Consider the following 24,854-nt stretch of genomic DNA (forward strand, 5'->3'; position numbering starts at 1 on the left):
TCAACCATACTACAAAATAGAGTCTGAGCATCACGGCCATATTGGAGTATAAGAAACTGATACAACGGCGCATATATAGAATTGCCACCAAACAGATCAAATCTTGCATGTAGCGTTAAGCTTCGAAATGCGATCGCGGCCGCGTATCGTCACACTCAAAAACTACTCGATTTCTGGAAAAGAAGACAACGGTTAAAGATTTTCCCGTCTATTTTGGCGCCTATACGAGGTCACTACTCCGCCGCCCGTAACTCCACCACGTCCATCTCGTAGCCATACTCCTCGAGCATCGTATACGCGTGCTCGATCGTCGCCACCTGCGCTTCCGCCTTGCGGATTGCCTCGGCGATGGCTGATGTCCGGGCCCTTAGCATGGAGCCGAGGACGTCGGCTTCGGGGCGGCGGCCGAGGCGGTCCATGTGTTTGCGGACGCGGGCCCGGTGGCGTTCCAGCTCTAGGATGTGGAAGCGGTTCTTGACCGCCTCGTCCGAGAGCTTGCGGCGCATCGCGGCAACCGGATCGAATGAGCCGGGCTCGCGCTCATCGAGAATGAAATCGTTGACCAGCGCCTCGATCATCGCCGCCCCCTGCAGGTCGCGCGGATCGGCCAGCTGCGGATCGTAGCCGGTGTCGTCGTAGACCTTGCGGCGGATCGGGTCCTGCAGCAATTCGTACACCGCCTGCAGCCTGCCAAAGTGCTCCGCATCGCCGCCGCTGTCGGGATGGGCGGTCTTGGCAGCTTTCCGATAGGCGCTCTTGATCGCATCGAGGCCCGCATCGCGCGCGAGACCGAGCATCGCATAGGGATCCATCATCTTGCTACCTCTTCCGCCTGCCCGCACGCACCCACTCCGACTAGCCTCTTGCACGCCCGGCTTCAACCCCCGCAGCGCGTTGATATCATCGGCCTTGCTCGGGACCAAATTGTGGAGACCGTCACGATATCCCCGACTTTAAGGCAACCACAACCTTATGGCGACTGGCCGTCGGCCGCATGCCGAAAACCTGTGCCAACGGGCGCGAAAATCACGCCGCCGGGCCATCGGGGCAGAGGCTTTATAGGCGGAATATAACGGACCATGCCGGTGGTCTGCGAGGTCAGAATTGTGCGCCTGAAACTGCCCGAAACCACGTCCGGGAAGAGCCGGAATCCCGATCCGGGACAGCGAAAAATGCATCAACGCAACCTCCCGAAATGGTACAACCGGCTTGCGTGGGGCTTCAAAAACCCTTCAAACCCTTGATTTAAAGGCGCTATGCCGCGCAGGTTGAAACGTGTCAAAATTTTGTCGCTTGCTTTTTTAAAAAAATGCTGCCACGAATTGGTTCTCGGGCATTTACTTGCCGGTGACTGGACAGATGTGGCAAAGCCTGCGTAGACGTTCTTTCCCCGTACGTGACTACTCGACCCGTCTTCCGCGCCGCGCGAAGGCACAACCGTCCGGCTTCGACCACCGGGCAAAATGGACTAGAGGGAAAAGGACTATTTCCATGGCGACCAAGGGCACCGTTAAATTTTTCAACCAGGACAAGGGTTTTGGTTTCATCACGCCAGAAGGCGGCGCGAAGGATGTGTTCGTTCACATCTCCGCTCTCCAGGCTTCCGGCATCCAGTCGCTGCGCGAAGGCCAGCAGGTCACGTTCGACACCGAGCCGGATCGCATGGGCAAGGGCCCGAAGGCCGTCAACATCTCGGCTTTCTGAGACCCGTCCAGTCACGACGAAATTTTACAAGAACGGCGTGCTGCAGGGCGCGCCGTTTTTTTGTGCTTTGGGCCTGAGTTGGAGATTTGGCAATTGCCTGGGAGACCACCTCGTTGCTCGGTGCCCCCCTCTGTCAGCTGCGCTGACATCTCCCCCACAAGTGGGGAGATTATTCTTTTCCCTTGCGGACCCTGGCTTTCGGCTGATCTTCGTCTGGCGGGCTGACCGTTCCGCCCACTCTCCCCCCTTGTGGGGGAGATGTCCCGCAGGGACAGAGGGGGGAGATCTGGCACCGCAACTTACTTGCCGGCGACGCCGTCAGGCCGAAAGCGCCGTCGGCTCGGCGGGCGAGAAATCCACGGCGGCAAAGGCGGCGGTGATGACCTCCGGCCCTGCGCCCGGCTTGGCCGCATCGCTCGACAGGATCTGCCGGAACCGTCTCGCCCCGGTCATGCCCGAAAACAACCCGATCATATGGCGCGTCACCTGCTGCAATCGTCCGCCACCGGCGATGTGGGCGCCGGCATATGTCATCATCGTATCGCGCACCGCCATCCAGTCTGGCGCACAAAAAGGCTTGCCATAGATGCGGTGGTCGACATCGGCGAGAACCGCCGTATCGCCATAAGGCGCCCTGCCCAGCATGACGCCATCCACATGGCGCAGGTGCATCTCTGCCTCGTCGAGCGTCTTGATGCCACCGTTGATGCCGATGAACACATCCGGAAAGCGCTGCTTCATGCGGTAGACGAAGTCATAGTCGAGCGGCGGGATATCGCGGTTTTCCTTCGGCGACAGGCCCTTCAGCCAGGCTTTTCGCGCATGGATCCAGATGGCGTCGGCACCGGCGTCGAGCACCCGCACCATCAGGTCCGGCAGCGCCACCTCGGGGTCCTGCTCGTCGACGCCGATCCGGCATTTCACCGTCACCGGCAAGTCTGTCACCGCCTTCATCGCCGCCACGGCAGAGGCAACAACATCCGGCGTCAGCATCAGGCAAGCGCCGAACGTGCCGGACTGCACCCGGTCCGAAGGGCAGCCGACATTCAGGTTGATCTCGTCATAGCGGTAATCGGCGGCAATCCGCACCGCCTCGGCAAGCTTGCCCGCATCCGAGCCGCCAACCTGCAGCGCCACCGGATGCTCCTCGGCATGATGCCCGAGCAGCCTGTCACGCGGCCCATGGATGATAGCATCCGCCACCACCATCTCCGTATAAAGCAACGCTTCCCGGCTGATCTGCCGATGCAAAAACCGACAATGCCGATCCGTCCAGTCGATCATAGGTGCGACGGCGAAGACTTTTTCGCCTTTAAGATATTGATTTGTCAATGTTTTTCCAACTGGACCACGCTGCGCCACGGCCATTTTGGGCCACTCTCTACCACGCGCAACCATTTGAATCCATTGGCAGTGACGCTGGGTAACTTTTGAACTGCACCAAGAACTGCACCACAGCTGCACCAATATTTTCGCCAACTGCACCATTCGTCCAGTCTATTCAACGGATTGTTGAATAGTGGATTCCCGGTCTTGTACACTCACCGCTGACACCAACAGACGCGGCCACGAGCCGCCTAGGAAAGGAATGTGAACGATATAATTACCCTCTGCGGGTCGGCGCGGTTCGAAAGGCTGTTCAAGGCTTGGAACGAAGCGCTGACACTCGCGGGGCACACGGTGTTCTCTGTCGCGGTCTACCCAAGCGACAAATCCGGGGTTAAGCAGTGGTACTCTGATGATCAGAAAGCTGACCTCGATGCAGCCCACCTCCGTAAGATCGCGGCGAGTGACTCGATTTTCGTTCTTAATATGTACGGGTACATCGGCTCATCGACGCTAGGCGAAATAGAGCACGCAAAACGTCTCGGTAAGAAAATCTACTTCTTGGAATCGTGGAAGGCGGGCAACGGGGTGTGTGACATGCACCATGAGTGGCTGCGCGACGACATGGAGTTGGACGGATTGCCAAGGTGCTCAGCCTCGCCCATCGACACTATGACATCACCCCACGACCCGGCGATCTTCTCTCCTTGGAGCAGTGACCTGCTCGGCCCGGGTGGGGCAAAGCGCTCGTCCCTGGTTAACCTCACCAAAGCGGCGGAACGCCCAACTGCACCAAGCTCAGAAGCCTGAGTAGCGCCCCATTGCGACACTCCCCCCAGCGGGCAGGTTTTCAGCCACTGCCCGCTAACCCGCAGACATTCCCCGCCACGCCCAGCCCCGCGTCACCCTTGGTTGAATCTGCACCAGTCGTTTAGCACAAATTGCACCAAAACTGCACCATCGACCTTTTGAAAATAAAGAGACGAATGATGTCAATAGCTTAAAAGCGCGCTGTACAGTCGATCATGGGGGCGACGGCGAAGATTTTTCCGCCGGATGCATAGGGCGACGCTGTCGGCACGGGCGCCGTGTAGGTGGATGGGGAATTCATTGGCATTTGGTTTGGGATCTTCATGTCGGGAGCGCATGGCCCTTGGGCGCGCGTGCATCGCTGTATATAGCGGACCCGACAAAAAAGCGAGGCCCGGCCGGGCATGAAACCGACCGGGCCCTGTGATGTTTGGAGATCGGTGCTTTAGATAAAGGCAACCGGCATCTGTATCGGCGCGCGCTTGGCGCCGTAGTCGCGTTCGTGCGACGAGAGATTAACTTGCTTTTCCTGGGCGAGGACCAGAGCTTCGAGTGCCGGATGCAGCGCTTCTTCGCGGGAAAAATCGATGGCATCGACTTCGATGGAAGCGGCGCGCTTGCGGGCGTTGAAGAAATTGAAGATCATGGTCGGGGCCCTCCTGATAGCTACCGGATAAACGACGCATGCGCCGTCTTCGTTCCCTTCCTAGCATGTGAGTCGTTAAAAATTAACCATGCTGCACTGCACTAGGAAGAGCCATCAGCATAACCCGCAACGAAGACAGCGACGCGACAGCAGCAAGGCGGAAATCGGGCGTTCCCGAGGCCATCCGAAAAGGCGAATTCGTCGTCTGACACGAACTAAATCTTTAGTCGTCGAACTCGAACTTGTGCTTGGAAAGCTGCCACTCGCCGTTGGCATCCTTCTCAACGCGCTTGTTGCCGCGATAGAAAATCGGCTTGTTGACGCGCTTGTCGATGGCATAGCGGCTCGGCGTCCATTTCGCCTTGGGGTCGGTCCCGGTCACCGAGGCCAGCGCCTCCTTGAACTTGCCTGCCTTGTACAGCGTCATGAATTCGTCGTCGGCCATGTCAAAGTCTCCTTAAGCGTCGGCGGCGCGCGCGCCGCCCGTAAATTCAACGGATCAGCAGCGCCGTCCCATACAGCCCGAAGCCGAATACCGTGTGAGCCACCAGGTTGAGCAGGCGAGCCTTGTTCGGATTGGGCGTCTTCGATGCTGCCCAGCCGATGCCAAGCCCCGGCTGCAGCAGGAACCAGCCAGCCGCCACGGTGACGATCGCCCAGATCCAGGCAACCAGGAATGTCGGCGCCTGCAGCCAGCCCGGGCCGGTGATCGCCACCAGCAGGAAGGCGTAGGCGATGCCGACAGCATAGTGGCCGATCCAGCCGAGCGCCAGTTCGTGGGCATAGGGCGCGCTCGCATTGATATCGTCGTGAAACACCGTGCCATGGCTGAGGTGATAGAACCAGCGGCCGACCGGCGCCCAGTTCGGCATGCCGCCGCCGGAAAGCCGGGCGTAAAGGATCGCCCAGAGATCCATGAGGATCGTTGCGCCAATGCCGATGACAAGGCAGCGCCAGAAAATGTCGACCATGTGAAATCCGATAATTTGGGACGCCGGAAGCAGGCGCGCACCAAACCATAGGCGCACCGGCGAAAGCAATGCCCATCCGTCGAAGCCGGCCAAAAGAATCGCCTCGCCCCAAGCTTTCAGGCCTCCGATCCGGCTGCCCTTGCTGTCGCCGTCGCATTATTGCGCTACAAAGCCTCAGAAGACGCGCACGCCCCTTGCGAAGGAGAGAGATTTGACCGCCATCGACACGCTTTTCACCCATGCCCGGCTGGACGACGGATCCTTCAGCGACATCGCCGTCACCGGCGGCCGCATCGTTGCCATCGGCGCCAGCGGCAGCCTCGGCACCGGCGCCGGCACGACCGTCGATCTCGGCGGCGCGCTCGTGGTACCCGGCTTCGTCGAAGGCCACATTCATCTCGACACGAGCTTCTACGGCGGCCCGTGGATTTCCCACAAGCCTTGCACCGCCGGCTTCGACGTGTACGAGCGCGTCGCCTTCCAGCACCAGAACCTCGCCATTGCCGAACCGATGGACGTGCGCGCCAGAAAGCAGCTCGAGCTTGCCATCGGCAACGGCGCCACCGCCATGCGCAGCCATGTGATGGTCGACGGCTCCGTGGGCCTCAAGCACCTCAAGGAGATCCTGAAGGTGCGCGACGAGTATGCCGGGCTGATCGACATCCAGCTCGTCGCCTTCCCCCAGAGCGGCATCCTGAAAAGCCCGGGCACACCAGGCCTGATGGACGAGGCGATTGCCATGGGCGCCGATGTCGTCGGCGGGCTCGATCCGGCCAGTTTCGACCGTGACCTCGGCGGCCATCTCGACGTCATCTTCGACATTGCCGAGCGCCGCGGCGTCGATATCGACATACACCTGCACGATGGTGGCACGCTCGGCCAGTTCACCATCGAGGAAATCTGCGCCCGCACCCGCTCGCTGTCGATGGAGGGCCATGTCGCCGTCAGCCACGCCTATGGCCTCGGCGACCTCGCCCCTGACGCGGCAAAGCGCGCCGGCGAGCAATTGGCGGCCTCCGGCGTGTCGATCATGACCAACGCGCCCGGCAACCACGCCTTCCCGCCGGTAGCGCTGCTGCGGTCGGTCGGCGTCACCGTCTTCAGCGGCAGCGACAACATCCGCGACAGCTGGTGGCCCTATGGCGATGGCGACATGCTGGGCCGCGCCATGATGATCGGCTACCGCTCCGGCTTCTACACCGACGAAGACCTGCGGGCCGCCTTCGACGTCGTCACGACCTCGGGCGCCAAAGCGCTGCGGCTGGAGGACTATGGCCTGACGGTCGGCTGCCGCGCCGATTTCGTCACGCTGACGGCCGCCCATGTCCCTGAAGCCGTCGTCTCCGTCCCAAAACAACGCTCCGTCTACAAGGGCGGCAGGCTGGTGGCGGAGAACGGGATGGTGGTGCGGTGAGGCGGTGGCTCGCTCCTGTCCTTAGCGACCCGAACCAAGCTCTCGCTTGAAGGCCGCCGTCACGATGTCGATCAACTGCCTGTGGATGGCACTCCTGGAGCGGCTGCCGCCATCCCTGCAGATCGGATCGCCGATCTCCTTTGCCGTAGCGGTCTCTTCAGCACCCGGCTTGCATTCGGCGAACATGCTGAAATGACTGGAATCCGGGATCGTCGAGTATCTCGACTTTAAAATCGCCTTGGCAACTCCGGCCGCATCTGCGGTGACTGGAATTGTACCGGGCTTACCGAGATTGACGATCTCGACGGGAATGGAAATTTCCGCAAACGTCCCGGGCTGGAAAACGCCGATCGGCGCAGGGTCGATCGCCATTGCAAATCGAATGCGCCTGTCTTCGCTCTGACGGCCGGCGGACTGCATATCCATGGCATGAAGATCGACACCGCTTTGGCGAACCCAGTCGCAAAGCGATGGGTTGAGCGCATCTGTGTCGCAATAACTTGCCAGCCGCTGCGGATCGATCCGGGCACCAGCCAGCGCCAAGGCTGTGCTGCCGCCCGCCGACAAGCCCAGTGCACCTGTCTTGCCGCTTTCCAGATGCTCTTTGAAAAAGGCGTCTTTCCCGATTGCATCCAGCGTATCGCTGATATCGCCAGGTCTCAGCCAAAGTTTCATCGTCTCCGCTGCGGATCGCCCGGGCCCCGAATTGCCGGGGTGGTTGGGGGCGGCCACGATGAAACCCTCGCTAGCCAGTGGCGCTGCGAGCCAGCTCAGCGCCGGCGCGTTTCCGGCGATACCGGCGCCATGCGAAAGCAAGACAACGGGAAATGCACCCTCCGAGATCGGAGCGCCAAGCATGGCAGGCGTTCCCACGGAGAACATGCCTTCTCCCAGCAGCATGGATTTTCCACCGAGGAGCGCCGGGTACCAGACGATAACGTCGAGGTCGGTGCCGCGCTCAGGCGACAGTGCGGAAATTTCGCGCACTCCGACATTCTCACTGGCCAGGGCTCGCTGCTGCGCCGGCATCGTCAAAACTGTAGCCGTGCCCAGCATGGCGATCGCTTTTAGTGGAGAAAGCATATTGGTCCTCATGCTTGCGAGCGCCGGGGAGTAAGGTTCCCCGTTTCGTGGCGGAGAGAAGGCCGGCGCGCTTCGAAGCACAGCATCGACCACTGTCCTCAACCACGCGACCCGGATCGCAATCCCGGACGTCCGAAATCGCGATCAAGGTCCATGCCGGCGCCACGTTGCGACCGCAGCCTTCGCACACCCGTTTAAATCATCACGCAAACGGCACCACACAGTGCTGGATTTGTTGCCGGAATCGCGAGACAACAGGCTCTGATCAGTGAAAGAGTTTGCGCCATGACCGACCTTGCCACCGTCATTCCCCTGCCCCATCCTACCCTTCTGCCTGTCGATGGAATGGCTGCGACCTTTCCGGTGCGGCGTGTCTATTGCGTAGGCCGAAACTATGCCGACCACGCCATCGAGATGGGACACGATCCCAGCCGTGAGCCGCCTTTCTTCTTTCAGAAGAATGCCGACAATCTTCTCGTCGGCAGCGACTTTCCCTATCCGCCACTTTCCAGCGACGTTCATCACGAGGTCGAACTCGTCATCGCGCTGAAATCCGGCGGCAACGATATCCCGGCCGAGGCGGCGCTCGATTGCATTTACGGATACGGTGTTGGCATCGATTTCACCCGCCGCGACCTGCAGGCCATTGCCAAGAAGGCAGGCCGCCCCTGGGAGGTTGCCAAGGCATTCGAGCATTCGGCACCCGTCTCAGCCCTGGTACCCACCGAGCGCATCGGTCATCCTAACTCCGGCGCCATCTGGCTCGAGGTCAATGGCGAGCGCGTGCAGAACGGCGACATCGAGCAGATGATCTGGAAGATCCCAGAAATCATCGTCGAACTATCGAAGCTGTTCACGCTTACCGCTGGCGATGTGGTCCTGACCGGCACGCCAGCGGGCGTTGGCCCTGTCAGCAAGGGCGACCGTATTACCTGTGGCGTCGATGGTGTCGCCACGATGTCGCTGACCGTCATCTAACCGGGAGAACGCCATGCCGATCTATATGCTGGGAGGACTGACCCCGAAAACGCCGCCTGCCGGACGCTACTGGCTGGCGCCGGATGCGTCGATCATTGGAAAGGTCGAGCTTGGCGAGGACGTCGGCATCTGGTTTGGGGCGGTCTTGCGGGGCGACAACGATCCGATCGTCATCGGTGCCCGGACCAATATCCAGGAAGGCAGCATGGTCCACACAGATGCCGGCTTTCCGGTCGTCATTGGAGAAGGCTGCACGATCGGTCACCACGCCATCGTCCACGGCTGTACCATCGGGGACAACACGCTGGTCGGCATAGGCGCCACCATCCTTAACGGCGCGCGCATCGGTAAAAATTGCCTTGTCGGCGCCAATGCGCTGGTGACGGAAGGCAAGGAATTTGCCGACGGCTCGCTGATCGTCGGTTCGCCCGCAAAAGCGATCCGCCTTCTCGACGACGCCGCCATAGAAGGCCTGCGTCGCTCGGCAACAAGCTACGTCGCCAACTGGCAGCGTTTCGCACGGGATCTGAAGCTGGTCGATTAAAAATCAAAAGCGCGCTACAATCTCTGAGATCAGCGTGTCACGCTTTACCACTGTTCCCGGACATTTCTCCTTTAGACATGCCTCAGCGTTTGTCCTCGGGGGATTTGTCGAGGGCACGATCGAAACCCTTTTCCGCCGTCTTCTTCAGTTCTTCGCGATGGGCGTCGGCCTGTTTCGGGTCGCTCCGCGCCGCATCGCTTGTGGGATCCAGCTTTTTCGCGTCGACGTCGTTGTTGTTGTTGGCTGCAGCCTTGTCGTTGGTCATTTTTTTCTCCTAGTTGCCATCCCCAACCATAAGCGATGCCATAGGTTCCAACGCAGCTATCAGCTTATGGACCTCACACGGTCGGCAGCATGCCATTCAACCGCAGCCAGGTCTCTACCAGCTGGGTCCAGCTGCGCACCGATGGCCGGGTCTTGCCCATGCCCCAGCCGTGGCCACCGGATTGGAAGATGTGAAGCTCGGTGTCGACATCGGCGGCACGCAGGGCGCGGAACAGCATGAGGCTGTGGTCGACGGGCACGATAGGGTCATCCATTGCATGCGCGACGAAGGTCGGCGGCATGTCTTCCGTGACGTGCTGTTCGACTGAAAAGGCCTCGCGCATGTCTTCTGTCGGCTTCTTGCCGCAGATCTTCAAACGGCTCATGGTCTGGTCGAACGGTGCCATCATCGTCACGACCGGATAGAGAAGCGCTGCGAACGCGACATCGCTCGGCGAACTGTCGATTTCGTCGGTTTGCACGTAGAACTGCTCGGCGGCCTTGGTGGCCAGCATCCCGGCAACGTGGCCGCCGGCGGAAAAGCCCATCACGCCCAGCCTTGCCGGATCGATCCCGAGGCGTTTCGCCTCCGTATGGAGGATCTTCATCGCCCGGATACCGTCGAGGAACGGCGCATGGATGCTCCAGCCCTCCTGCGGCACGCGGTAGACGAGTTCGACGGAGGTGATGCCACGCGACGCGAAGTAGATGGCAGCCGGCGTGCTTTCGTTGACGATATCGACGCGCGCATATCCGCCGCCCGAACACATGAGCATCGCTGCCCCGGTCGGCTTGTCCGGCTTGTGGATGATAATGCGCGGCAGCGAGATCTGTGTCAGCGACCCGCGCGGCGTCAGGTTCTCGCCCTGGCCCGGACCGGCGCCACCCGGAGGTGGACCCGTCCAGAGGTTGATCACCTCGATCGTAGAATTCTGGGCAGGGTCTGGCGTGGCCGCCACCGCTGCGGTTGTCGTCGTCTGGACGGCTGCGGCTGCAACTGCCGCGCCAACCAGGAAATTTCGTCTTTTCAAATCCATCATCCCTGCCCCGTCAGAAGCATATGACTGAACTATGTCACGAATTTATTTCGAATAACGACTATAATGCACTGCAATATGGATGGTTGCTTTTTAGCATCGATTTTCGACGACTTTTCCACAATCGCAATTTTTGACATCCACTCGGATCAACTAGGTACAATGGACGTAACCCATTGATATCATTTCAAGACGTGCTTCTTGATATTCCACCGGTCATGATACCAGAGCCACTGCTCCGGATTTTCCCGTACCCAGCTTTCCACCTTGTCGTTCATCATCTGGGCAGTGGCCGGCAGATCGAGTGCGCCGGTATCGGTGCGCGGCAGCTCCATCCTTGGCTCGATTTCCAGCCGGAAGCGATTGTTCGGCAGCCGCACGCAGCGGGCCGGATAGACCTCGCATTCGAACTGCCGCACCAGCTTCGGCAGCAGCGGATTGGTCTTCACGTCGCGGCCGAAGAATTTCGTCCGCAGTCCCTTGCGGAATTTCTGGTCGACGAGCACGCCGACGCTGCCGCCCTCGTCCAACTGGCGCGCGAGCGCAAAGGACGAGCCGGCATGCGAGGGAACCAGATGACCCATCCGCTTGGCGCGGAAGTCGTAGACTTTCTTTGCGACATAAGGATTGTTCGGAGGCCTGAAAAGCACGGTGACTTCAAGCCCGAAGGCGGCACTGGCCACCGGCAGCAGTTCGAAATTTCCAGTATGGGCGGTAAAAACGATGAATGGCCGTGGATTGTCGCGCAATTCCAGAAAGATCGGGACGCCGGAAACCTCGATGCGGCCCGGCTCGGTCTTCTCGGGATCGAAGTCGAAAAGGCGGTCGAGGAACACATATTCCGCCGCCAGCCGCCCCATGCTCCCCCAGCTGGCAAGCGCGATTGCCTCGATCTCCGCATCGCTCCTTTCCGGAAAAGCATTGCGCAGATTGGTGAGCATTAGCGCATGACGACGCGTACGCGGACCGACCTTGCGCATCAGCCAGTCGGCAAACCGTATGCCGCCATCAGCTGGAAACAGCTTCAGGAAATTCAGGAACCCAAAGGCCAGCTGCGCGATCGACCATTGGCGAAAGTGCCGGAAGGCCAGTACGATCCGGGTGATGAAGAGCTTCACCGGTCAATCCATCTTCAGGATGATCTTGCCGAAGATCTGCCGCGACTCCATCCGCTCAAGCGCCTTGTCGATGTCGTCGAAACGTACTTCCGTGTCGATGACGGGATGCACGTAGCCGCGCGCCATCTTCTGCATGGCATCCGCCATGTTTTCCATGCGGCAGCCGAACGAGCCCATCAGCTTCAGCTGCTGCTGGAACAGCATCATCAGGTTGATCTCAGCCGACACGCCGGATGTCGAGCCGCAGGTGACGAGCCGACCGCCGCGCTTCAGGCAGAACATCGACGGTCCGAACGTGTCCTTTCCGACATGCTCGAAGACGACGTCGACGCCCTTCTTCTTGGTGAGCTTGCGCACGACCCCTTCGAAGCGGTCGACGCGATAATTGATGACATGATCGGCGCCAAGAGCCTTTGCCCGTTCGATCTTATCGTCGGAACCGACCGTGGTGATGACGGTGCAGCCGATGTTCTTTGCCAGCTGGATCGCCGCCGAGCCGATACCGGAGCCGCCGGCATGGATGAGGATGGTCTCGCCGGACTGCAGTTTGGCATTGTCGAACAGCATGTGCTCGACGGTGCCGAAAGTGACCGGGGCAAGCGCTGCCGCAATGGCATCGACGCCGGGAGGCGCCGGCACCAGCAGACGGGCCGGCAGGTTGACCTTCTCCTGCGCAAAGCCGTCGAGATGAAAGCCGTGCACGCCGCTGACGTTTTCACAGAGATTATCGCGGCCCGCGCGGCAGTGATGGCAAAGGCCGCAGGTGCGCGCGCCATAGATCGACACCAGCTGGCCCGGCAATACGCTGGATACGCCAGGGCCGATAGCCTCGACGACGCCGGATGCTTCGGCGCCGATGACAAGCGGCATCTTGCGCTTGGCAAAGGCCATGCCGCGCCATCCCCAGACGTCGATATGGTTCAGCGCCACCGCTTTGACGCGCAACGTCACCTCGCCGGGACCGGGCGCATCCGGTTCAGGCAGGTCGGTGATTTCAAGCTTGCGGTCGTCGACGAGTTGCAAAGCACGCATGGAAAGGCCCTCCGCCCGAAGGCGTTATCAAGTAAATCGTGTGGCGACAGGCTCTAGAGCATTTCGTCCAGAACTGGAAGCCATTCCGTTGGCAGTACGCGGATGCCGGCGCAAAGGATCACGCATCGGGCCGAATGAAAACAGCCGCCCTCTCGCAAGGCGGCTGTGTTTCAAACAAACTTGCGTCATTCTCGGCCTCTAGGCCGGATCGAGCGCCATGACAAGGCTGGCATTCTGCCCGCCGAAGCCAAACGAGTTCGACAGCACCGCGTGGACCTGTGTCTCGCGCTTGACATTCGGCACCACGTCGAGGTCGATGCTGGTGTCTGGGATGGCGTAGTTGATGGTCGGCGGCAGCGTACCCGTCAGCATCGTCTGCAGCGAGAACACGGCCTCGACGGCACCGGCAGCAGTCAGCGTATGGCCGATCATCGACTTGTTGGACGACACCGGGATCTTGGCCAGCCGCTCGCCGAAGACGGCCAGCATCGCACCATATTCCATCTTGTCGTTTTCCGGCGTCGAGGTGCCGTGGGCGTTGATATAGCCGATGTCGGTCTCCGCCATGCCGGCATCCGCGAGAGCCGCCCGGATCGTAGCAATGGCCGGCGCGCCGTCGGGTGACGAGCGGGTGCGATGAAAACTGTCGGCCTTGTCGCCGGCGCCCTTCATGATGCCGAGGATTTTTGCACCACGGGCAACAGCTGATTCCAGCGATTCCAGCACCAGCGTCGCAGCACCCTCGGCAATCACGAACCCGTCCCGGTCCTTGCTGAACGGCTTCGATGCCTTGGTCGGCGGATCGTTCTGGGTCGACAGCGCCGACAGCAGCGAAAAGCGGATCAGCGCCTCGGCGCTCAGCGAGCCGTCTGTCGCAACCGACAAGGCCCGCTCGGTGCGACCCTGGCGGATCGCCTCGATCCCGAGCTGGATTGCGGTGGCGCCCGAGGCACAGGCTGTCGACAGGGTTACCGGCAGACCGCGCGTGCCGAAACGGTCGGAAAGACGCTCCGAGATGGCGCCGAACGAGGCGGCCTCGTGGAAGGATGGATCCGGACGTTCGCGCATGGCGGCAAGAAATCGCTCATAGGCATCGCCCGGGTGATCGGCCGGCGGCGAGCGATCGCCAAGAGCGAAACGGGCGCTCCATTCCGGTTCGATCGGCGGCGCGGCCAGGAACAGCGGACCGTTGAAATCACCGGACAGGCCAGCCTGCGCCAGCGCCTCGACGGTGGTCTCGCGGGCAAACGCATAGGAGCGCTCGACGGCGTTGGAAATCGGCACCTCGATGAAATCGACGGTACCGGCGATGCGGGTCGAGATGTTGTCGGTCGGAAAGCGCGTGATGGCGTGGATACCGGAAACGCCTGATGTCAGCGCATCCCAGTTGTCCTTCAGGCCCTGGCCGAGCGAGGTGATGATGCCCATGCCGGTGACGGCAACGATCGGGCGTCCGAGATGGTCCCTATAGGCTGCAGCTGTCATGCTCATCACTCCTGAGGCTCAGTGGACAGGACGGCAACGCCCTCGCCGCGCGTATGTCCGACGGTTGTCACGATCGCCGTCCGGGCGGCTGTGCCCATCGGCTTTTCATGGTTTGGGTCGAACGCCGGCACCTTGGCCTTGTTGGCCAGCGCCAGTGCGGCAAACGCGATGCCGAGCGGAAACTGCGTTTCGAGCCCGTGTCCGGTCACGCCGCCATAGCCACGGATCGCCGCTTCCGGAAGCGCCTTGTCCAGCACTGCCTTCTCGCGGGCTGCAATCTCGTGGAGGCCGGAGCTTCCGGAAAACACGATTGCTTCGCTGCCGGAACCCATGGCGGGCTCGAGCAACCGCTCGAGGCGAGCCTCGAACCTGCCGTCGTCGCGGTTGCCGCGGTCACCCTCGATCGCGTCGATCGTCGCATAGATATGGGCACCACGGCTTTCGGCGTGGGCCCGGGATTCCAGAACCAGGAAGGCTCCGAGCGAGCCGACGATCATGCCGCCGCCGCTGCCCTCGCGACGCGACCACAAGGGCTGCCAGTCGCCGACGCTGTGGCCGCCGATCGATTCGAACAGCAGGATCATGTCCAGCCGCTCTGCCGAAAACGCGCCGCCGACCAGCGCATGGGTGGATTCGCCGGATTTGATGCGGTGAAAGGCGGTCTCGACCGCCGATATGCCGGCAGCCTCCTCGCCCATGAAGGTCCGCGACGAGCCGGTGACCTTGTGGACGATAGAGATATTGCCTGCGAGCAGGTTTGAAAGCTGGGCGAGAAACAGCGTTGGCCGTAGCTCTGTCGTCAGCTTTTCGTTGAGCATCAATTCGCGGTCGTTGCGCTTCAGGCCCTCGTCGACGATCAGCGTATCGACATTGATGTCGCGCTCGCCACCGCCGGCAGCAACGATCATGTCCATCGCGCCGCATGCCTCGAAATTGTCCTTGAAGCCGGCGTCGTCGAGCGCAAGACCGGCGGCAAAGACGCCGATGCGCTGCCAGTTCTCCATCTGCCGCTGGTCACCGCGCTTGGGGATCTGCTGCGACCAGTCGATCTCTGGCAACGGGTGCACGGGATAGGGCTTGAATTTTTCTGTCTCGACGATGACAGCCGGCGATGTGCCCGATGTCAGCAGCGCAACATGCGCATCCTTGCCGACGCCCTGGCAGGTTACGATACCGACGCCTGTGATGACGACGTCATTGGGAGCCTTGCTCATACATCAATCCTTTTCGGCTGCGTCGCGGATGGCCAAACCTGTTCAGGCGCTGGCAGCAATCGCGTCGAGAAGCCCGACTTCCGTGGCGCGCTTGCGAACAATATCGGCCAGCGGCACCTCATTAAACGGCAGCGTGCGCAGCTTCAACTGCGCATCGCAGACCTTCTTGCCGGCGACAGTGATCTTCGCCTTGGTGACAGCATAGCCGGATCCGTCATGTTCCAGAATGGCCTCGATATCGAGTACCGCATCCGGCTCGACGAAGGAACGCATCTTCGCGCCGTCGACGGTCATCAGGAACGGCATCGCGGCAAAATTCGTGGCGGCCAGAACGAGCATGCCGGACGCCTGCGCCATGGTCTCGATCAAGAGGACACCCGGAACCAACGGCATTCCGGGAAAATGGCCTTCGAAAACCGGACTGTTGGACGGCACGACGGAGCGCGCCCTCAAGATACCCTTGGACAGGTCGACGGACTCGATCCGGTCGATCATCTGGAAATATTCCAGCAGCATGGTGCTCTCCGGTCCGACCCGCGAGAAAAAGCAAAGCGGGTGGGAGATAGTGCTTGGAACAAAACCGCCCGGCCGTCCTATCAAAGGCGGCAGGGCGTTGGCAAAGATGCAGCGGTGGCTCAGGCCTTGGCGGCGCGCAACTCATCGATCTTGGCGCAGAGATTCTTGAGGACGAAATACTCCTCCGTCGAGACCTTGCCTTCGTTGACTTCCTGCGTCCACTTTTCCAGCGGAATCTTGATGCCGAATTCCTTGTCGATCGCAAACACGATATCGAGGAAATCGAGGCTATCGATGCCGAGATCGTCGATCGTGTGGCTTTCCGGCGTAATCGTCGCCCGGTCGATTTCGCTCGTTTCCGCGATGATGTCGGCAACCTTATCGAATGTAGCAGTCACGCCAGTACCTCTTCAAATGATCTTTCGATCTTCGTCATAGGGAAATCCGTCTCAAAAGCCAATGGCCTGCGCGACAGCCTGCCCAAAATTTGGGACAGTGTGTCAGGCAGGGCGGTCACTGGCTTATTGGCTGATGATAATGCGTGTGTTCTCAAGCCCGGCTTGGCTCGCCATAGAGAAGAACACAGCAGCATTCGCGGTCTGCAAGCGGACGCAACCGTGAGACGCCGGCCGGCCGAGACGGCGGACCTCGGTGGTCCCATGCACCGCATAGCCGCCGTTGAAGAACACCGCGAAGGGCATCGGGGCGTTGTCATACTTCTTCGAGTGATGGTCGCGGGACAGCCACTTGGCGGTATAGTTGCCGGTCGGCGTGACATAACCCGGCCGGGCCGTCGAGACTTTCCACTGATAGCGGGTGATGCCGTTTTCGCTGACTGTCATCGTCTGCGCGGCAATGTCGATCCGCGCCAGGAGCGCCGAAGCATCGGCAGACGCAGCATAAAAACCGAGGCAGAGAGTTGCCACAGCAGCAGGAATCGTCGTCTTCATGATTTTCCCCTCGGTCGTTGCTTCGGAGCGAGCAATTTCGACTGGGAAAGGAATAGCACGAAGTTTTCTATATTGAATTAATTTGCACGACGCGCGCTGCCTAATTATTATTTGTGGATCGGGCGCAAATCTTTATTGAGAAATTAAAGTAAAGCGAGAAAACCCGCAAGCACGGCCAGCGCCAGTACGCTGCAGGCCGTGTAGAAGATGGCCACGCCCGCCTCGACATCGCTGACGGTCGCGGTATCTCGCCCGGATCCGTTGATCATCGGCTCCCGCACGGTCTCTCCGGCATAGATACGCGGACCCGCCAGCTGTATATCGAGAGCGCCGGCCATGGCTGCCTCCGGCCTGCCGGAATTCGGCGAACGGTGCAGACCACCGTCGCGCGCGGCGATGCGAAAGGCATTGTTGAGCGCCGTCACACCACGTCGCACCATCGCCCCGAGGGCAATCAACAGGATCGACAACCGCGCCGCCGGCCAGTTCGCGACATCGTCGAGCAGTGCCGACGCCCGGCCGAAATCGATATAGGTCTCGGATTTGTGGCCAATCATCGAATCGGCCGTATTGAGCATTTTGTATAGAAGCAGGCCCGGCAGGCCGAAAACCGAGTACCAGAGCACCGGCGCCACCACGCCATCGGAAAAATTCTCCGCCAGGCTCTCGATGGCCGCCCGACAGACAGCGGGCTCGTCGAGCGTCTCGGGATCGCGACCGACAATGCGCGACACCGCGCGCCGTCCGCCTTCGAGCCCCTCCTGCCGCAATGCCTCCGAGACAGCAATGACATGGTCGGCGAGGCTCTTCTGGGCCAGGAAAACCGCCACCAGCACCGCTTCGATCAGCAGACCGAGCCAGCCGAACATCCCGAGCAAAGCATGCAGCACGCCACCGGCAAGTGCACTCAGCGCCAGCAAAGCCAGTATCGACACGAGACCGTTGCGACGACGGTCTGCGGCCGAAAGCCGCGTCAGATTATAGCGCTTGTCGACAAAGCTGATCGCCTTGCCGAACAGCACCACCGGATGCGGCAGTCTCGTCCACAGCCAGTCTGGATCGCCGACGATCCGGTCGAGCAGCAGAGCCAATACGAGGATGAGCAGGTGTTCGTCGATGATCATGATGTCAACCCGGTGAGTGCCGATGCCAGCCGGCGATCCTCTGCCGCATCGGCCGTCAGCCCGAAACGCAGCCACTCTGCGGCATAGTCGAATTTGCGGACCAAAATGTGATGCCGGCAAAGGTGCTCGTGAATCGCACCCGCCCGGCTGTCGGCAACGAGAGCGAACAGATCGGTCCCGCCGGTAACCGATAGCCCCGCGCCGGCAAGCACCGAGCGCAATGCAGCGCTGCGTTCGGCCAGCCGCCTGCCGATTGCTGCCGTATCTCCGGCAAACACGTTGGCCGCCAGCGATAGCGCCGGACCCGAAACTGCCCAGGGTCCGAGCCAGTCCTCAAAACGTTCCTGCAGGAAGGGATTGGCGATCACGAAACCGAGCCTGATACCGGCCAGCCCGAAGAATTTTCCGAACGACCGGAAGACTATCAGCTTGTCCATGCCGGACGCCAGCGGCGTAAGGCTCGCCTGCGGGCTGCCGTCTCCAAATGCCTCGTCGACCACCAGCCAGCCATCCTGCCGGCGAAGTCGATGCTGGAGCGCCACCAGTTGGTCGGGCATATGAACGCGACCATCCGGATTGTTGGGATTGACCACCACCACCAGCCCATGCGCCTCCGTGACGGCGTCGAGATCGGCGATCTCATCGACGGCAAGGCCAGCCAGCGAAAACACGCGCCTGTACTCGCCATAGGTCGGCCCCAGCACCGCGACGCGCGTGCCCTCGGCCACCAGACGCGGCAGCAGTTGGATGACCGACTGCGTCCCCGGCACCGGCAATGGCCGGCAATCGCCACTGCGGTAATAGGTCTGCGCAGCCGCCCTGGCGCGCTCCACCAGATGCTGGTCCGGCAGCCGGTGCCATGCGCTCGCTTCTATCGGCGGGATCGTCACCAGGTTGGGGTTGATCCCTGTCGACAGGTCGAGCCAATCGTCGGCGTCACCGCCGTAGAGATGCGCCGCGGCAGTGATGCCGCCGCCATGGGCGATCCTGCCGCTCATCCGGCCTCTCCGGACAGGTCGATCAGGTGCATGTAGGAACCGGCGACATTGCCACGCTGCAGGCCGGCCGTGCCGAGATCGTTGTCCAAGGCATCGGTAACGGCAAACAGCGGGTCGGCATCGCCTTCGGACACCAGCGTCGAATAGTGGAATTCATGCGCTTTCATCGGCGCCTCGAAGAAACTGCCCGGCAATGGCGTGACGCGGCGATAGCCCAAATGCCGCTTGCGCGTCTCGTAGCTGGTGACGACCGGCAGCAGCCCGAGCATCGCATGGCGCCCACCGGCTGCATCGATCAGTTCCTCACCGAGCGTCATATAGCCGCCGCACTCGCCGAAAATCCTGACGCCACGCTCGGCCGCCTCCCGCATGGCGGAGCGAAACGCACTGGCCGACGCGATGGCCCCCGCGTGCAACTCCGGATAGCCTCCGGGCAAATAGATGGCATCGGCGTCTGCCACTGGGGCCTCGTCGGCAAGCGGCGAGAAGAACGAGATCTCCGCACCGCGTCGCCGCCAGCCCAGCAGCATGTGTTCATAGGAAAAGGCAAAGGCGATGTCGCGGGCGACTGCGATCTTCTGGCCAAGCGGCGCCATACGGTGAATGTTGGCAGGAGAGGCCTTGGCACGTCCGGTACCGGCACGCATCAGCAGATCGAAATCGCACTCGGCGGAAACAGCCGCGGCGGCACGCTCGATAAACTCCTCGAGCCCCGAGTGTTCGCCGGCCTGCACCAACCCCAGGTGACGCTCCGGCACCGCCAGCCCCGGATCGCTGCGCACTACGGCGACGACGGGCATGCCGATTGCCCGCAGCGCCTGTCGCAGCATCAGTTCGTGGCGAGCGCTGCCAACCCGGTTGAGAATGACGCCGACGATGCGGATGTCGGCGCGAAAATTGGCAAAGCCGCTAACGAGCGCCGCCACCGATTGTGACGTGCGCGCCGCGTCGACGACGAACACCACAGGCAGAGACAGCATCGCCGCCAGATCGGCCGCTGTACCCTGACCATCGGCAGCGCCGTCGAAGAGGCCCATCATCGCCTCGACCACCAGCATCCTGCCGCCTTCCCGGTGGAGGGCGGCATTGGCGGAGATCAGTTCCGGGCGCATGCCCCAAGGGTCGAAATTGAGGCAGGTCGTCCCGCTCGCCGCCGCATGGAAGGCGGGATCGATATAATCGGGTCCGGCCTTGCCCGGCGCCACGGCAACGCCCCGATTGCGCAGCGCCCGCAAGAGCCCGAGCGTTATCGTCGTCTTGCCCGACCCGGAGGACGGCGCCGAAATCAACAGCCCGCTCATACTCGCACCTGTCTCGGTTCGCCGATGCTTTCAGGCACCAATGTGCGCCCGGAGAGTGCGCCCAGCCAATCCAGCGATGGGCGCAGCCCTACCACCGCGCCGATGACGACGATGGCAGGCGGCAAGAGACCCGCGCTTGCAACATCCGCCTCGGCAGATCCGAGCGTCGTCTCCAGCACCTGCTGGCGCGGTGTCGATGCATTGCAGACGAAGGCGACAGGCTCGTGCAGCGACCGGCCGGCAGCAATGAGATTGGCAACGATCTGGGAGATGTGTTTCATCGCCATGTAGATGACGATCACAGGCGACCCCTTGCCGATCGCCTGCCAGTCAATGGCATCCGGCACCAGCCCCGACGAATCATGACCGGTGAGGAACGTCACGGCGTGATTGACGTCCCGGTGGGTCACCGGAATGCCGGCATAGGCAAGTCCACCGATCCCGGCGGTGACGCCCGGCACGATGCGGAACGGGATGCCATGCTCTACGAGAACCAGTGCTTCCTCGCCGCCACGCCCGAAAACGAAGGGATCCCCGCCCTTCAGCCGCAGCACCCGCTTGCCGGACCGCGCCAACTCGACCAGTCGCAGCGAAATATCGCGCTGCTTTGCCGAGGGCTTGCCCCCACGCTTGCCGGCATATTCGAGCACGGCACCGGCACCGGCGAGCCTAAGGCAGGCATCGTCGACCAGTGCATCGTGGACGATAACATCAGCCTCAGACATAGCCTTTGCAACCAGCAGCGTCAGCAAGCCCGGATCGCCCGGCCCCGCCCCGGCCAGCCAGACGCTGCCCGGCTCAAGGGTTGGCAATGTGGAAAACAGGGTTTGGTTCATGCGGCTGTGTTAGGCGTGGGAGGGCGGAATTGCAATATTGCGGCAGAAGATCGAACCGGCCGAGAGGCGCCATAACGCGGTGATCTCTACGCGGCTATATTCGACCTGATCAAAACGCCATCCGGCAAGAACATGCCGTCAAATGTATTTCCGGAAACGTTCGCAGCGCCGATATTCGGCATTTTCATAAATTTTGCCATAGACCGAACGACGGATTTGGTGTCGGCGGTGAACTCTACCATCCCGACATCGAGGCCGCCGAGATCATCGCGATGTTTCGATATCGTATCCGCGACAGTATGATAGAACGCTCGCTTGTCGGTGATAGACTTCGCTGGAACGATCCAGAGTTTCCAGCTTTCGGCTTCAGAAAAATTGACCCACATCGCGAAGCGTGGATTGACCGGAGTCTCGTCCAGATACCTGACGAGATCCTGACCACTCTTCACCATCGTTCCCTGATCCATGGCAGAACTCCTCCGGTTTCATCCATCACGGCGGCTATCATCACCTGAGCCGTGCCCAGGTCCTTTAAGCCGTATCGATCGTCAGGCTTCCACTCGCAAACGATCGCCCAATTTACGGCAAAATCTTTGTCGGCATCCTGTGCTTGCTTCAATTCGGCCGACAGGCCGGCAACCCTGATTAGCTTTTGTAGATCATGATCATATATCGACCTTACAAAATTAAGCTCGGGAATCGTTTCCGCTGATATCTGCTTCGCGATGCAAGCCTTAAGCCCGATCTCCACCGCATATCCCGCTAGATAGTAAGCATTCGACGCCCTGCGATGGGCCAACAGCAACTGGGCATCGTTGATCTTTGCTTGAGCAACACGTTGCAGATCGTCGCGCCTCACAGCGAACATCTAGGGAAGCCCAAAGACCTAACGGACATCTCAGTCTCCCCGGTCAAACATGAACGCGATTAGTCCAAACGGTCAGCGATATCCATCGTCGCACCGATCATGAATAATTCATACCACAGAAGGCCATTGCAACCATAGCGCTACATGAGGAGTAATGCGATCCATCTTTGTCCTTGGGTAAAAGGAGCGTCCTTGGGGTGCCCCCTACCCAATCACCCCACGATCACATCCCGGATCAGATCCACGACCTTCTCCGACTCGATCCCGACACACACCGTCTGGCTCGGCAGTCCGTCCCATTGCCCCGGGGGGAAGTGGCGGCCGTCGGGCTTGACGATGGTCTGGCCGTCGGCGATGCCGCCGCAGACGACGCGCACGGCACCTGATATCGATGTGAAGAGGTTGGGGGCGACGATATAGGCGCTGGCGCAGCTGTCGTGCACCATCATGCCGTCCTCGACCGCGTGCTTGTAGAAATCGATGTAGGACTGCGAGAGGTCGGCGAGCAACTGTACGTCCTTGCCGCCGGCCTTGGCCATGTCGGCGAGATAGCCGCGGCTCATTGTGGTGATGGCGGTCACGTCGAGGCCGATGAGCACGACCTTCCAGCCAGCCGTCATGACGACGTCCGCAGCCTCGGGATCGCCGTAGATATTGGCTTCCGCCACCGGCGAGACATTGCCCGGCACGTAGAAAGCGCCGCCCATGATGACGACGTCCTTGACCAGTCCGGCAATCTCCGGATCGTGCTTCAGCGCCAGCGCCAGGTTGGTCATGCGACCGACGGCGACGAGCCGCACCTCGCCGGGATTGGCCCGGACAGTATCGATGATGAACTGGTAGGCCGGGCGCGGATCGATGGGAAGATCGATGGTTTCCGGCACAGCGATATCGCCGAGACCGTTGACGCCGTGCACATGTGTCGGCCAGCCATGCTCCTTGCGCGATGGATCGAAGGTCGCGTCGGCGCCGCGTGCCACCGGGCATTCGAAGCCCCATTCCCGCTTCAGGAACAGCGCATTGCGCGTCGTCGTGTCGACCGAGGCATTGCCGAAGATGGTGGTGACGCCGATCAGGTCGATCTCGGGATGACGGTGCAGGAAGAGCAGCGCCATTGCGTCGTCGACGCCGGGATCAGTGTCGTAAATGACCTTGTGCATGGAAATTCCTTATCGCGGCACGGAGCCGGCAGCCATCTCGGCCAGCGGCGAAAGACGTTACCATACCGGCGCCGGGCGGTTTCGCAATATCGCAGATGCCCCGCCGGCACGTCGTCCAGCGCGAAATTCAAACGACGACGGCAATTGCCACGGTGGCGAGCGCGGATTTGAGTTTCGGCACGATGAGCACGGCCTCAGGCCCCGCCCCGGCCAGCGCCGCAGCCTCCGCGACACCATGGCAACCGATGAGCGCGAAAATCTTGTCGGAGGGATTTTGCAGCCGCGGCGTCTCGCACTCAAGCCGCTCGGCATCGAAAAACAACGCCGGAATGCCGTAATAGGCCGCAACGGCAAGGATAGCCGGCTCCTGCGCCTTGCCGTCGATCGAGGCGAGCGCCTGGAGGTCACTGGCATCGAGACCAGCTCCGGCGAGGGCGCACTTTGCCAGGGCCAGCAATTCGCCTTCCGGCGCTCCGCTCTCGCAGCCCATGCCGATCACAAGGCGGGACCTGCCGGACGATTGCCGATCGGAGGACGAATGGGTCACGCAGGCTCTCTTCGGTAAGGATGGCGATCTGTCTAGGCTTCAGCGCGGCTCACGTCAATTTTGGTCGCCCCCGCAAACAACGATTGCAGCCGGCAAGCGCGGGTGCCAGAAGACGCTCCAGTGAAATCGGATGGCCCGCCGTGCAAGACATCTCCCTTCAACTGCTCCTGCTTCTGTTCATGGCAGCATTCTTTGCCGGCTTCGTCGATTCGATTGCCGGCGGTGGCGGATTGATCACCGTGCCGGCCATGCTGATCGCCGGCATACCGCCGCTGCAGACGCTCGGCACCAACAAGCTGCAAAGCATCTGCGGCTCGGCCTCGGCGACCATCGCCTACGCCCGCAAGGGCCATGTGCAATTGCGCGAGCAGGTGCCGATGGCAGCCATGGCGGCGCTCGGTGGCGTGCTCGGCGCGCTGCTGGCGACGATCATGCCAGCAGATCTGTTGCGCACCATCATGCCTTTCCTGCTGATCGCCATCGCTCTCTATTTCGCCCTGAAGCCCAACATCAGCGACGTCGAGACCCACAGGCGGATGACGGCGCTGATGTTCGGCCTGACCGTCGTGCCGCTGGTCGGCTTCTACGACGGCGCTTTCGGCCCCGGCACCGGCTCGTTCTTCATGCTCGGCTTCGTCAGCCTCGCCGGTTTCGGCCTGTTGAAGGCGACCGCCCATACAAAGCTTCTGAACTTCGGCTCGAATTTCGGGGCGCTTGTGGTCTTCCTGTTTTCGGGCGCCATCCTCTGGAAGATCGGCATCCTGATGGGCATCGGCCAGTTTCTGGGCGCCCAGGTCGGCTCGCGGCTTGCTATGCGTATCGGTGCGAAAGTCATCAAGCCGCTTCTGGTCGTCGTCTGCATCGCCTTCGCTATTAAACTGCTGGCCGATCCGAACAATCCCGTCAGGCTTTGGCTCGGCTACTAAGG

The 24,854-nt window shown here is 61.2% G+C and carries 29 protein-coding genes; 6 read left to right on the forward strand and 23 right to left on the reverse strand.

The annotated features are described in order from the left end of the window. Positions 1–233: 233 nt before the first annotated feature. On the reverse strand, positions 234–815 hold the full coding sequence (locus EQW76_RS03505) for a J domain-containing protein (protein ID WP_142823064.1): 582 nt from the start codon (positions 813–815) through the stop codon (positions 234–236). Positions 816–1,491: 676 nt separating this feature from the next. Here EQW76_RS03505 and EQW76_RS03510 point away from each other — a divergent pair. Beyond that, the gene (locus tag EQW76_RS03510; protein ID WP_111223035.1) at positions 1,492–1,704 is read left to right on the forward strand and encodes a cold-shock protein; all 213 of its coding nucleotides are present in this window, start codon (positions 1,492–1,494) and stop codon (positions 1,702–1,704) included. Between the two features lie 318 nt (positions 1,705–2,022). Here EQW76_RS03510 and dusA read toward each other — a convergent pair whose 3' ends face one another. Then, a complete protein-coding gene (dusA, locus tag EQW76_RS03515; RefSeq protein WP_142823065.1) occupies positions 2,023–3,072 on the reverse strand; it encodes a tRNA dihydrouridine(20/20a) synthase DusA in 1,050 nt (349 codons plus the stop codon). Positions 3,073–3,294: 222 nt separating this feature from the next. Here dusA and EQW76_RS29295 point away from each other — a divergent pair, with 222 nt between their 5' ends. Beyond that, positions 3,295–3,840, forward strand: coding sequence for a hypothetical protein (locus EQW76_RS29295; RefSeq protein WP_202617098.1), 546 nt, complete (start codon positions 3,295–3,297; stop codon positions 3,838–3,840). Positions 3,841–4,285: 445 nt separating this feature from the next. Here the strand turns inward: EQW76_RS29295 and EQW76_RS03525 are convergent, their stop codons facing one another. From EQW76_RS03525 to EQW76_RS03535, 3 genes are all read right to left on the reverse strand, one after another. After that, positions 4,286–4,486, reverse strand: coding sequence for a hypothetical protein (locus tag EQW76_RS03525; protein ID WP_142823066.1), 201 nt, complete (start codon positions 4,484–4,486; stop codon positions 4,286–4,288). A gap of 223 nt (positions 4,487–4,709) precedes the next feature. Then, positions 4,710–4,931: a hypothetical protein gene (locus tag EQW76_RS03530; RefSeq protein ID WP_111218049.1), complete on the reverse strand. Its 222-nt coding sequence runs from the start codon at positions 4,929–4,931 to the stop codon at positions 4,710–4,712. Positions 4,932–4,977: 46 nt separating this feature from the next. Further along, positions 4,978–5,457, reverse strand: a complete 480-nt coding sequence (locus tag EQW76_RS03535) for a DUF2938 domain-containing protein (RefSeq protein WP_142823067.1) — start codon at positions 5,455–5,457, stop codon at positions 4,978–4,980. Between the two features lie 211 nt (positions 5,458–5,668). Between EQW76_RS03535 and EQW76_RS03540 the strand changes: the two genes are divergently transcribed. After that, positions 5,669–6,871 carry an amidohydrolase family protein gene (locus EQW76_RS03540; protein WP_142823068.1) on the forward strand — a complete coding sequence of 401 codons (1,203 nt, stop codon included), beginning with the start codon at positions 5,669–5,671 and terminating at the stop codon, positions 6,869–6,871. A 21-nt stretch (positions 6,872–6,892) separates the two neighbouring features. Here the strand turns inward: EQW76_RS03540 and EQW76_RS03545 are convergent, their stop codons facing one another. After that, entirely contained in the window at positions 6,893–7,966 is a 1,074-nt protein-coding gene (locus EQW76_RS03545) for a prolyl oligopeptidase family serine peptidase (RefSeq protein WP_244616921.1), read from the reverse strand. A 273-nt stretch (positions 7,967–8,239) separates the two neighbouring features. Between EQW76_RS03545 and EQW76_RS03550 the strand changes: the two genes are divergently transcribed. Together EQW76_RS03550 and EQW76_RS03555 are read left to right on the forward strand one after the other, a co-directional pair. Beyond that, positions 8,240–8,932: a fumarylacetoacetate hydrolase family protein gene (locus EQW76_RS03550; protein ID WP_142823070.1), complete on the forward strand. Its 693-nt coding sequence runs from the start codon at positions 8,240–8,242 to the stop codon at positions 8,930–8,932. A 13-nt stretch (positions 8,933–8,945) separates the two neighbouring features. Then, complete coding sequence (locus tag EQW76_RS03555; protein WP_142823071.1) at positions 8,946–9,476, forward strand: gamma carbonic anhydrase family protein; 531 nt, start codon at positions 8,946–8,948, stop codon at positions 9,474–9,476. A gap of 82 nt (positions 9,477–9,558) precedes the next feature. Here the strand turns inward: EQW76_RS03555 and EQW76_RS03560 are convergent, their stop codons facing one another. The 17 genes from EQW76_RS03560 to EQW76_RS03640 form a co-directional block, all read right to left on the reverse strand. Continuing rightward, positions 9,559–9,741, reverse strand: a complete 183-nt coding sequence (locus EQW76_RS03560) for a hypothetical protein (RefSeq protein ID WP_142823072.1) — start codon at positions 9,739–9,741, stop codon at positions 9,559–9,561. 73 nt (positions 9,742–9,814) lie between these two features. Beyond that, the gene (locus EQW76_RS03565) at positions 9,815–10,771 is read right to left on the reverse strand and encodes an alpha/beta hydrolase (RefSeq protein WP_161990934.1); all 957 of its coding nucleotides are present in this window, start codon (positions 10,769–10,771) and stop codon (positions 9,815–9,817) included. Positions 10,772–10,959: 188 nt separating this feature from the next. After that, entirely contained in the window at positions 10,960–11,895 is a 936-nt protein-coding gene (locus EQW76_RS03570; protein WP_142823074.1) for a lipid A biosynthesis lauroyl acyltransferase, read from the reverse strand. A 3-nt stretch (positions 11,896–11,898) separates the two neighbouring features. After that, positions 11,899–12,927 (reverse strand): zinc-binding dehydrogenase, encoded by a 1,029-nt coding sequence (locus tag EQW76_RS03575; protein ID WP_142823075.1) that lies wholly within the window; start codon positions 12,925–12,927, stop codon positions 11,899–11,901. Between the two features lie 198 nt (positions 12,928–13,125). Beyond that, entirely contained in the window at positions 13,126–14,412 is a 1,287-nt protein-coding gene (locus EQW76_RS03580) for a beta-ketoacyl-ACP synthase (RefSeq protein WP_142823076.1), read from the reverse strand. A gap of 5 nt (positions 14,413–14,417) precedes the next feature. Next, positions 14,418–15,626 carry a beta-ketoacyl-ACP synthase gene (locus tag EQW76_RS03585; protein WP_142823077.1) on the reverse strand — a complete coding sequence of 403 codons (1,209 nt, stop codon included), beginning with the start codon at positions 15,624–15,626 and terminating at the stop codon, positions 14,418–14,420. A 42-nt stretch (positions 15,627–15,668) separates the two neighbouring features. Continuing rightward, complete coding sequence (locus EQW76_RS03590; protein WP_142823078.1) at positions 15,669–16,142, reverse strand: 3-hydroxyacyl-ACP dehydratase FabZ family protein; 474 nt, start codon at positions 16,140–16,142, stop codon at positions 15,669–15,671. A gap of 119 nt (positions 16,143–16,261) precedes the next feature. Beyond that, positions 16,262–16,540 carry an acyl carrier protein gene (locus tag EQW76_RS03595; RefSeq protein ID WP_007814022.1) on the reverse strand — a complete coding sequence of 93 codons (279 nt, stop codon included), beginning with the start codon at positions 16,538–16,540 and terminating at the stop codon, positions 16,262–16,264. 123 nt (positions 16,541–16,663) lie between these two features. Continuing rightward, a complete protein-coding gene (locus EQW76_RS03600) occupies positions 16,664–17,092 on the reverse strand; it encodes a L,D-transpeptidase (protein ID WP_142823079.1) in 429 nt (142 codons plus the stop codon). 143 nt (positions 17,093–17,235) lie between these two features. Next, positions 17,236–18,216, reverse strand: coding sequence for an adenosylcobinamide-phosphate synthase CbiB (cbiB, locus tag EQW76_RS03605; RefSeq protein WP_142823080.1), 981 nt, complete (start codon positions 18,214–18,216; stop codon positions 17,236–17,238). Further along, positions 18,213–19,214, reverse strand: a complete 1,002-nt coding sequence (gene cobD / locus EQW76_RS03610) for a threonine-phosphate decarboxylase CobD (RefSeq protein ID WP_142823081.1) — start codon at positions 19,212–19,214, stop codon at positions 18,213–18,215. The genes cbiB and cobD overlap by 4 nt, the downstream gene beginning before the upstream one ends. Further along, on the reverse strand, positions 19,211–20,515 hold the full coding sequence (locus EQW76_RS03615; protein ID WP_142823082.1) for a cobyrinate a,c-diamide synthase: 1,305 nt from the start codon (positions 20,513–20,515) through the stop codon (positions 19,211–19,213). Before EQW76_RS03615 ends, cobD begins: the two co-directional genes overlap by 4 nt. Next, on the reverse strand, positions 20,512–21,351 hold the full coding sequence (cobA, locus tag EQW76_RS03620) for a uroporphyrinogen-III C-methyltransferase (protein ID WP_142823083.1): 840 nt from the start codon (positions 21,349–21,351) through the stop codon (positions 20,512–20,514). Before cobA ends, EQW76_RS03615 begins: the two co-directional genes overlap by 4 nt. Positions 21,352–21,437: 86 nt before the next feature. After that, complete coding sequence (locus tag EQW76_RS03625) at positions 21,438–21,818, reverse strand: hypothetical protein (RefSeq protein ID WP_142823084.1); 381 nt, start codon at positions 21,816–21,818, stop codon at positions 21,438–21,440. Next, entirely contained in the window at positions 21,797–22,219 is a 423-nt protein-coding gene (locus EQW76_RS03630) for a DNA-binding protein (RefSeq protein ID WP_142823085.1), read from the reverse strand. The genes EQW76_RS03625 and EQW76_RS03630 overlap by 22 nt, the downstream gene beginning before the upstream one ends. A 212-nt stretch (positions 22,220–22,431) precedes the next feature. After that, positions 22,432–23,379, reverse strand: a complete 948-nt coding sequence (locus EQW76_RS03635; protein ID WP_142823086.1) for a nucleoside hydrolase — start codon at positions 23,377–23,379, stop codon at positions 22,432–22,434. 127 nt (positions 23,380–23,506) lie between these two features. Then, complete coding sequence (locus EQW76_RS03640) at positions 23,507–23,869, reverse strand: cobalamin biosynthesis protein (protein WP_142823599.1); 363 nt, start codon at positions 23,867–23,869, stop codon at positions 23,507–23,509. A gap of 197 nt (positions 23,870–24,066) precedes the next feature. Here EQW76_RS03640 and EQW76_RS03645 point away from each other — a divergent pair, with 197 nt between their 5' ends. Then, positions 24,067–24,852 (forward strand): TSUP family transporter, encoded by a 786-nt coding sequence (locus tag EQW76_RS03645; protein ID WP_224127718.1) that lies wholly within the window; start codon positions 24,067–24,069, stop codon positions 24,850–24,852. The last annotated feature ends 2 nt before the right edge of the window (positions 24,853–24,854 follow it).

Origin of the sequence: Rhizobium sp. rho-13.1, assembly GCF_007000305.1 — a bacterium.
GTDB lineage: Bacteria > Pseudomonadota > Alphaproteobacteria > Rhizobiales > Rhizobiaceae > Rhizobium > Rhizobium rhododendri.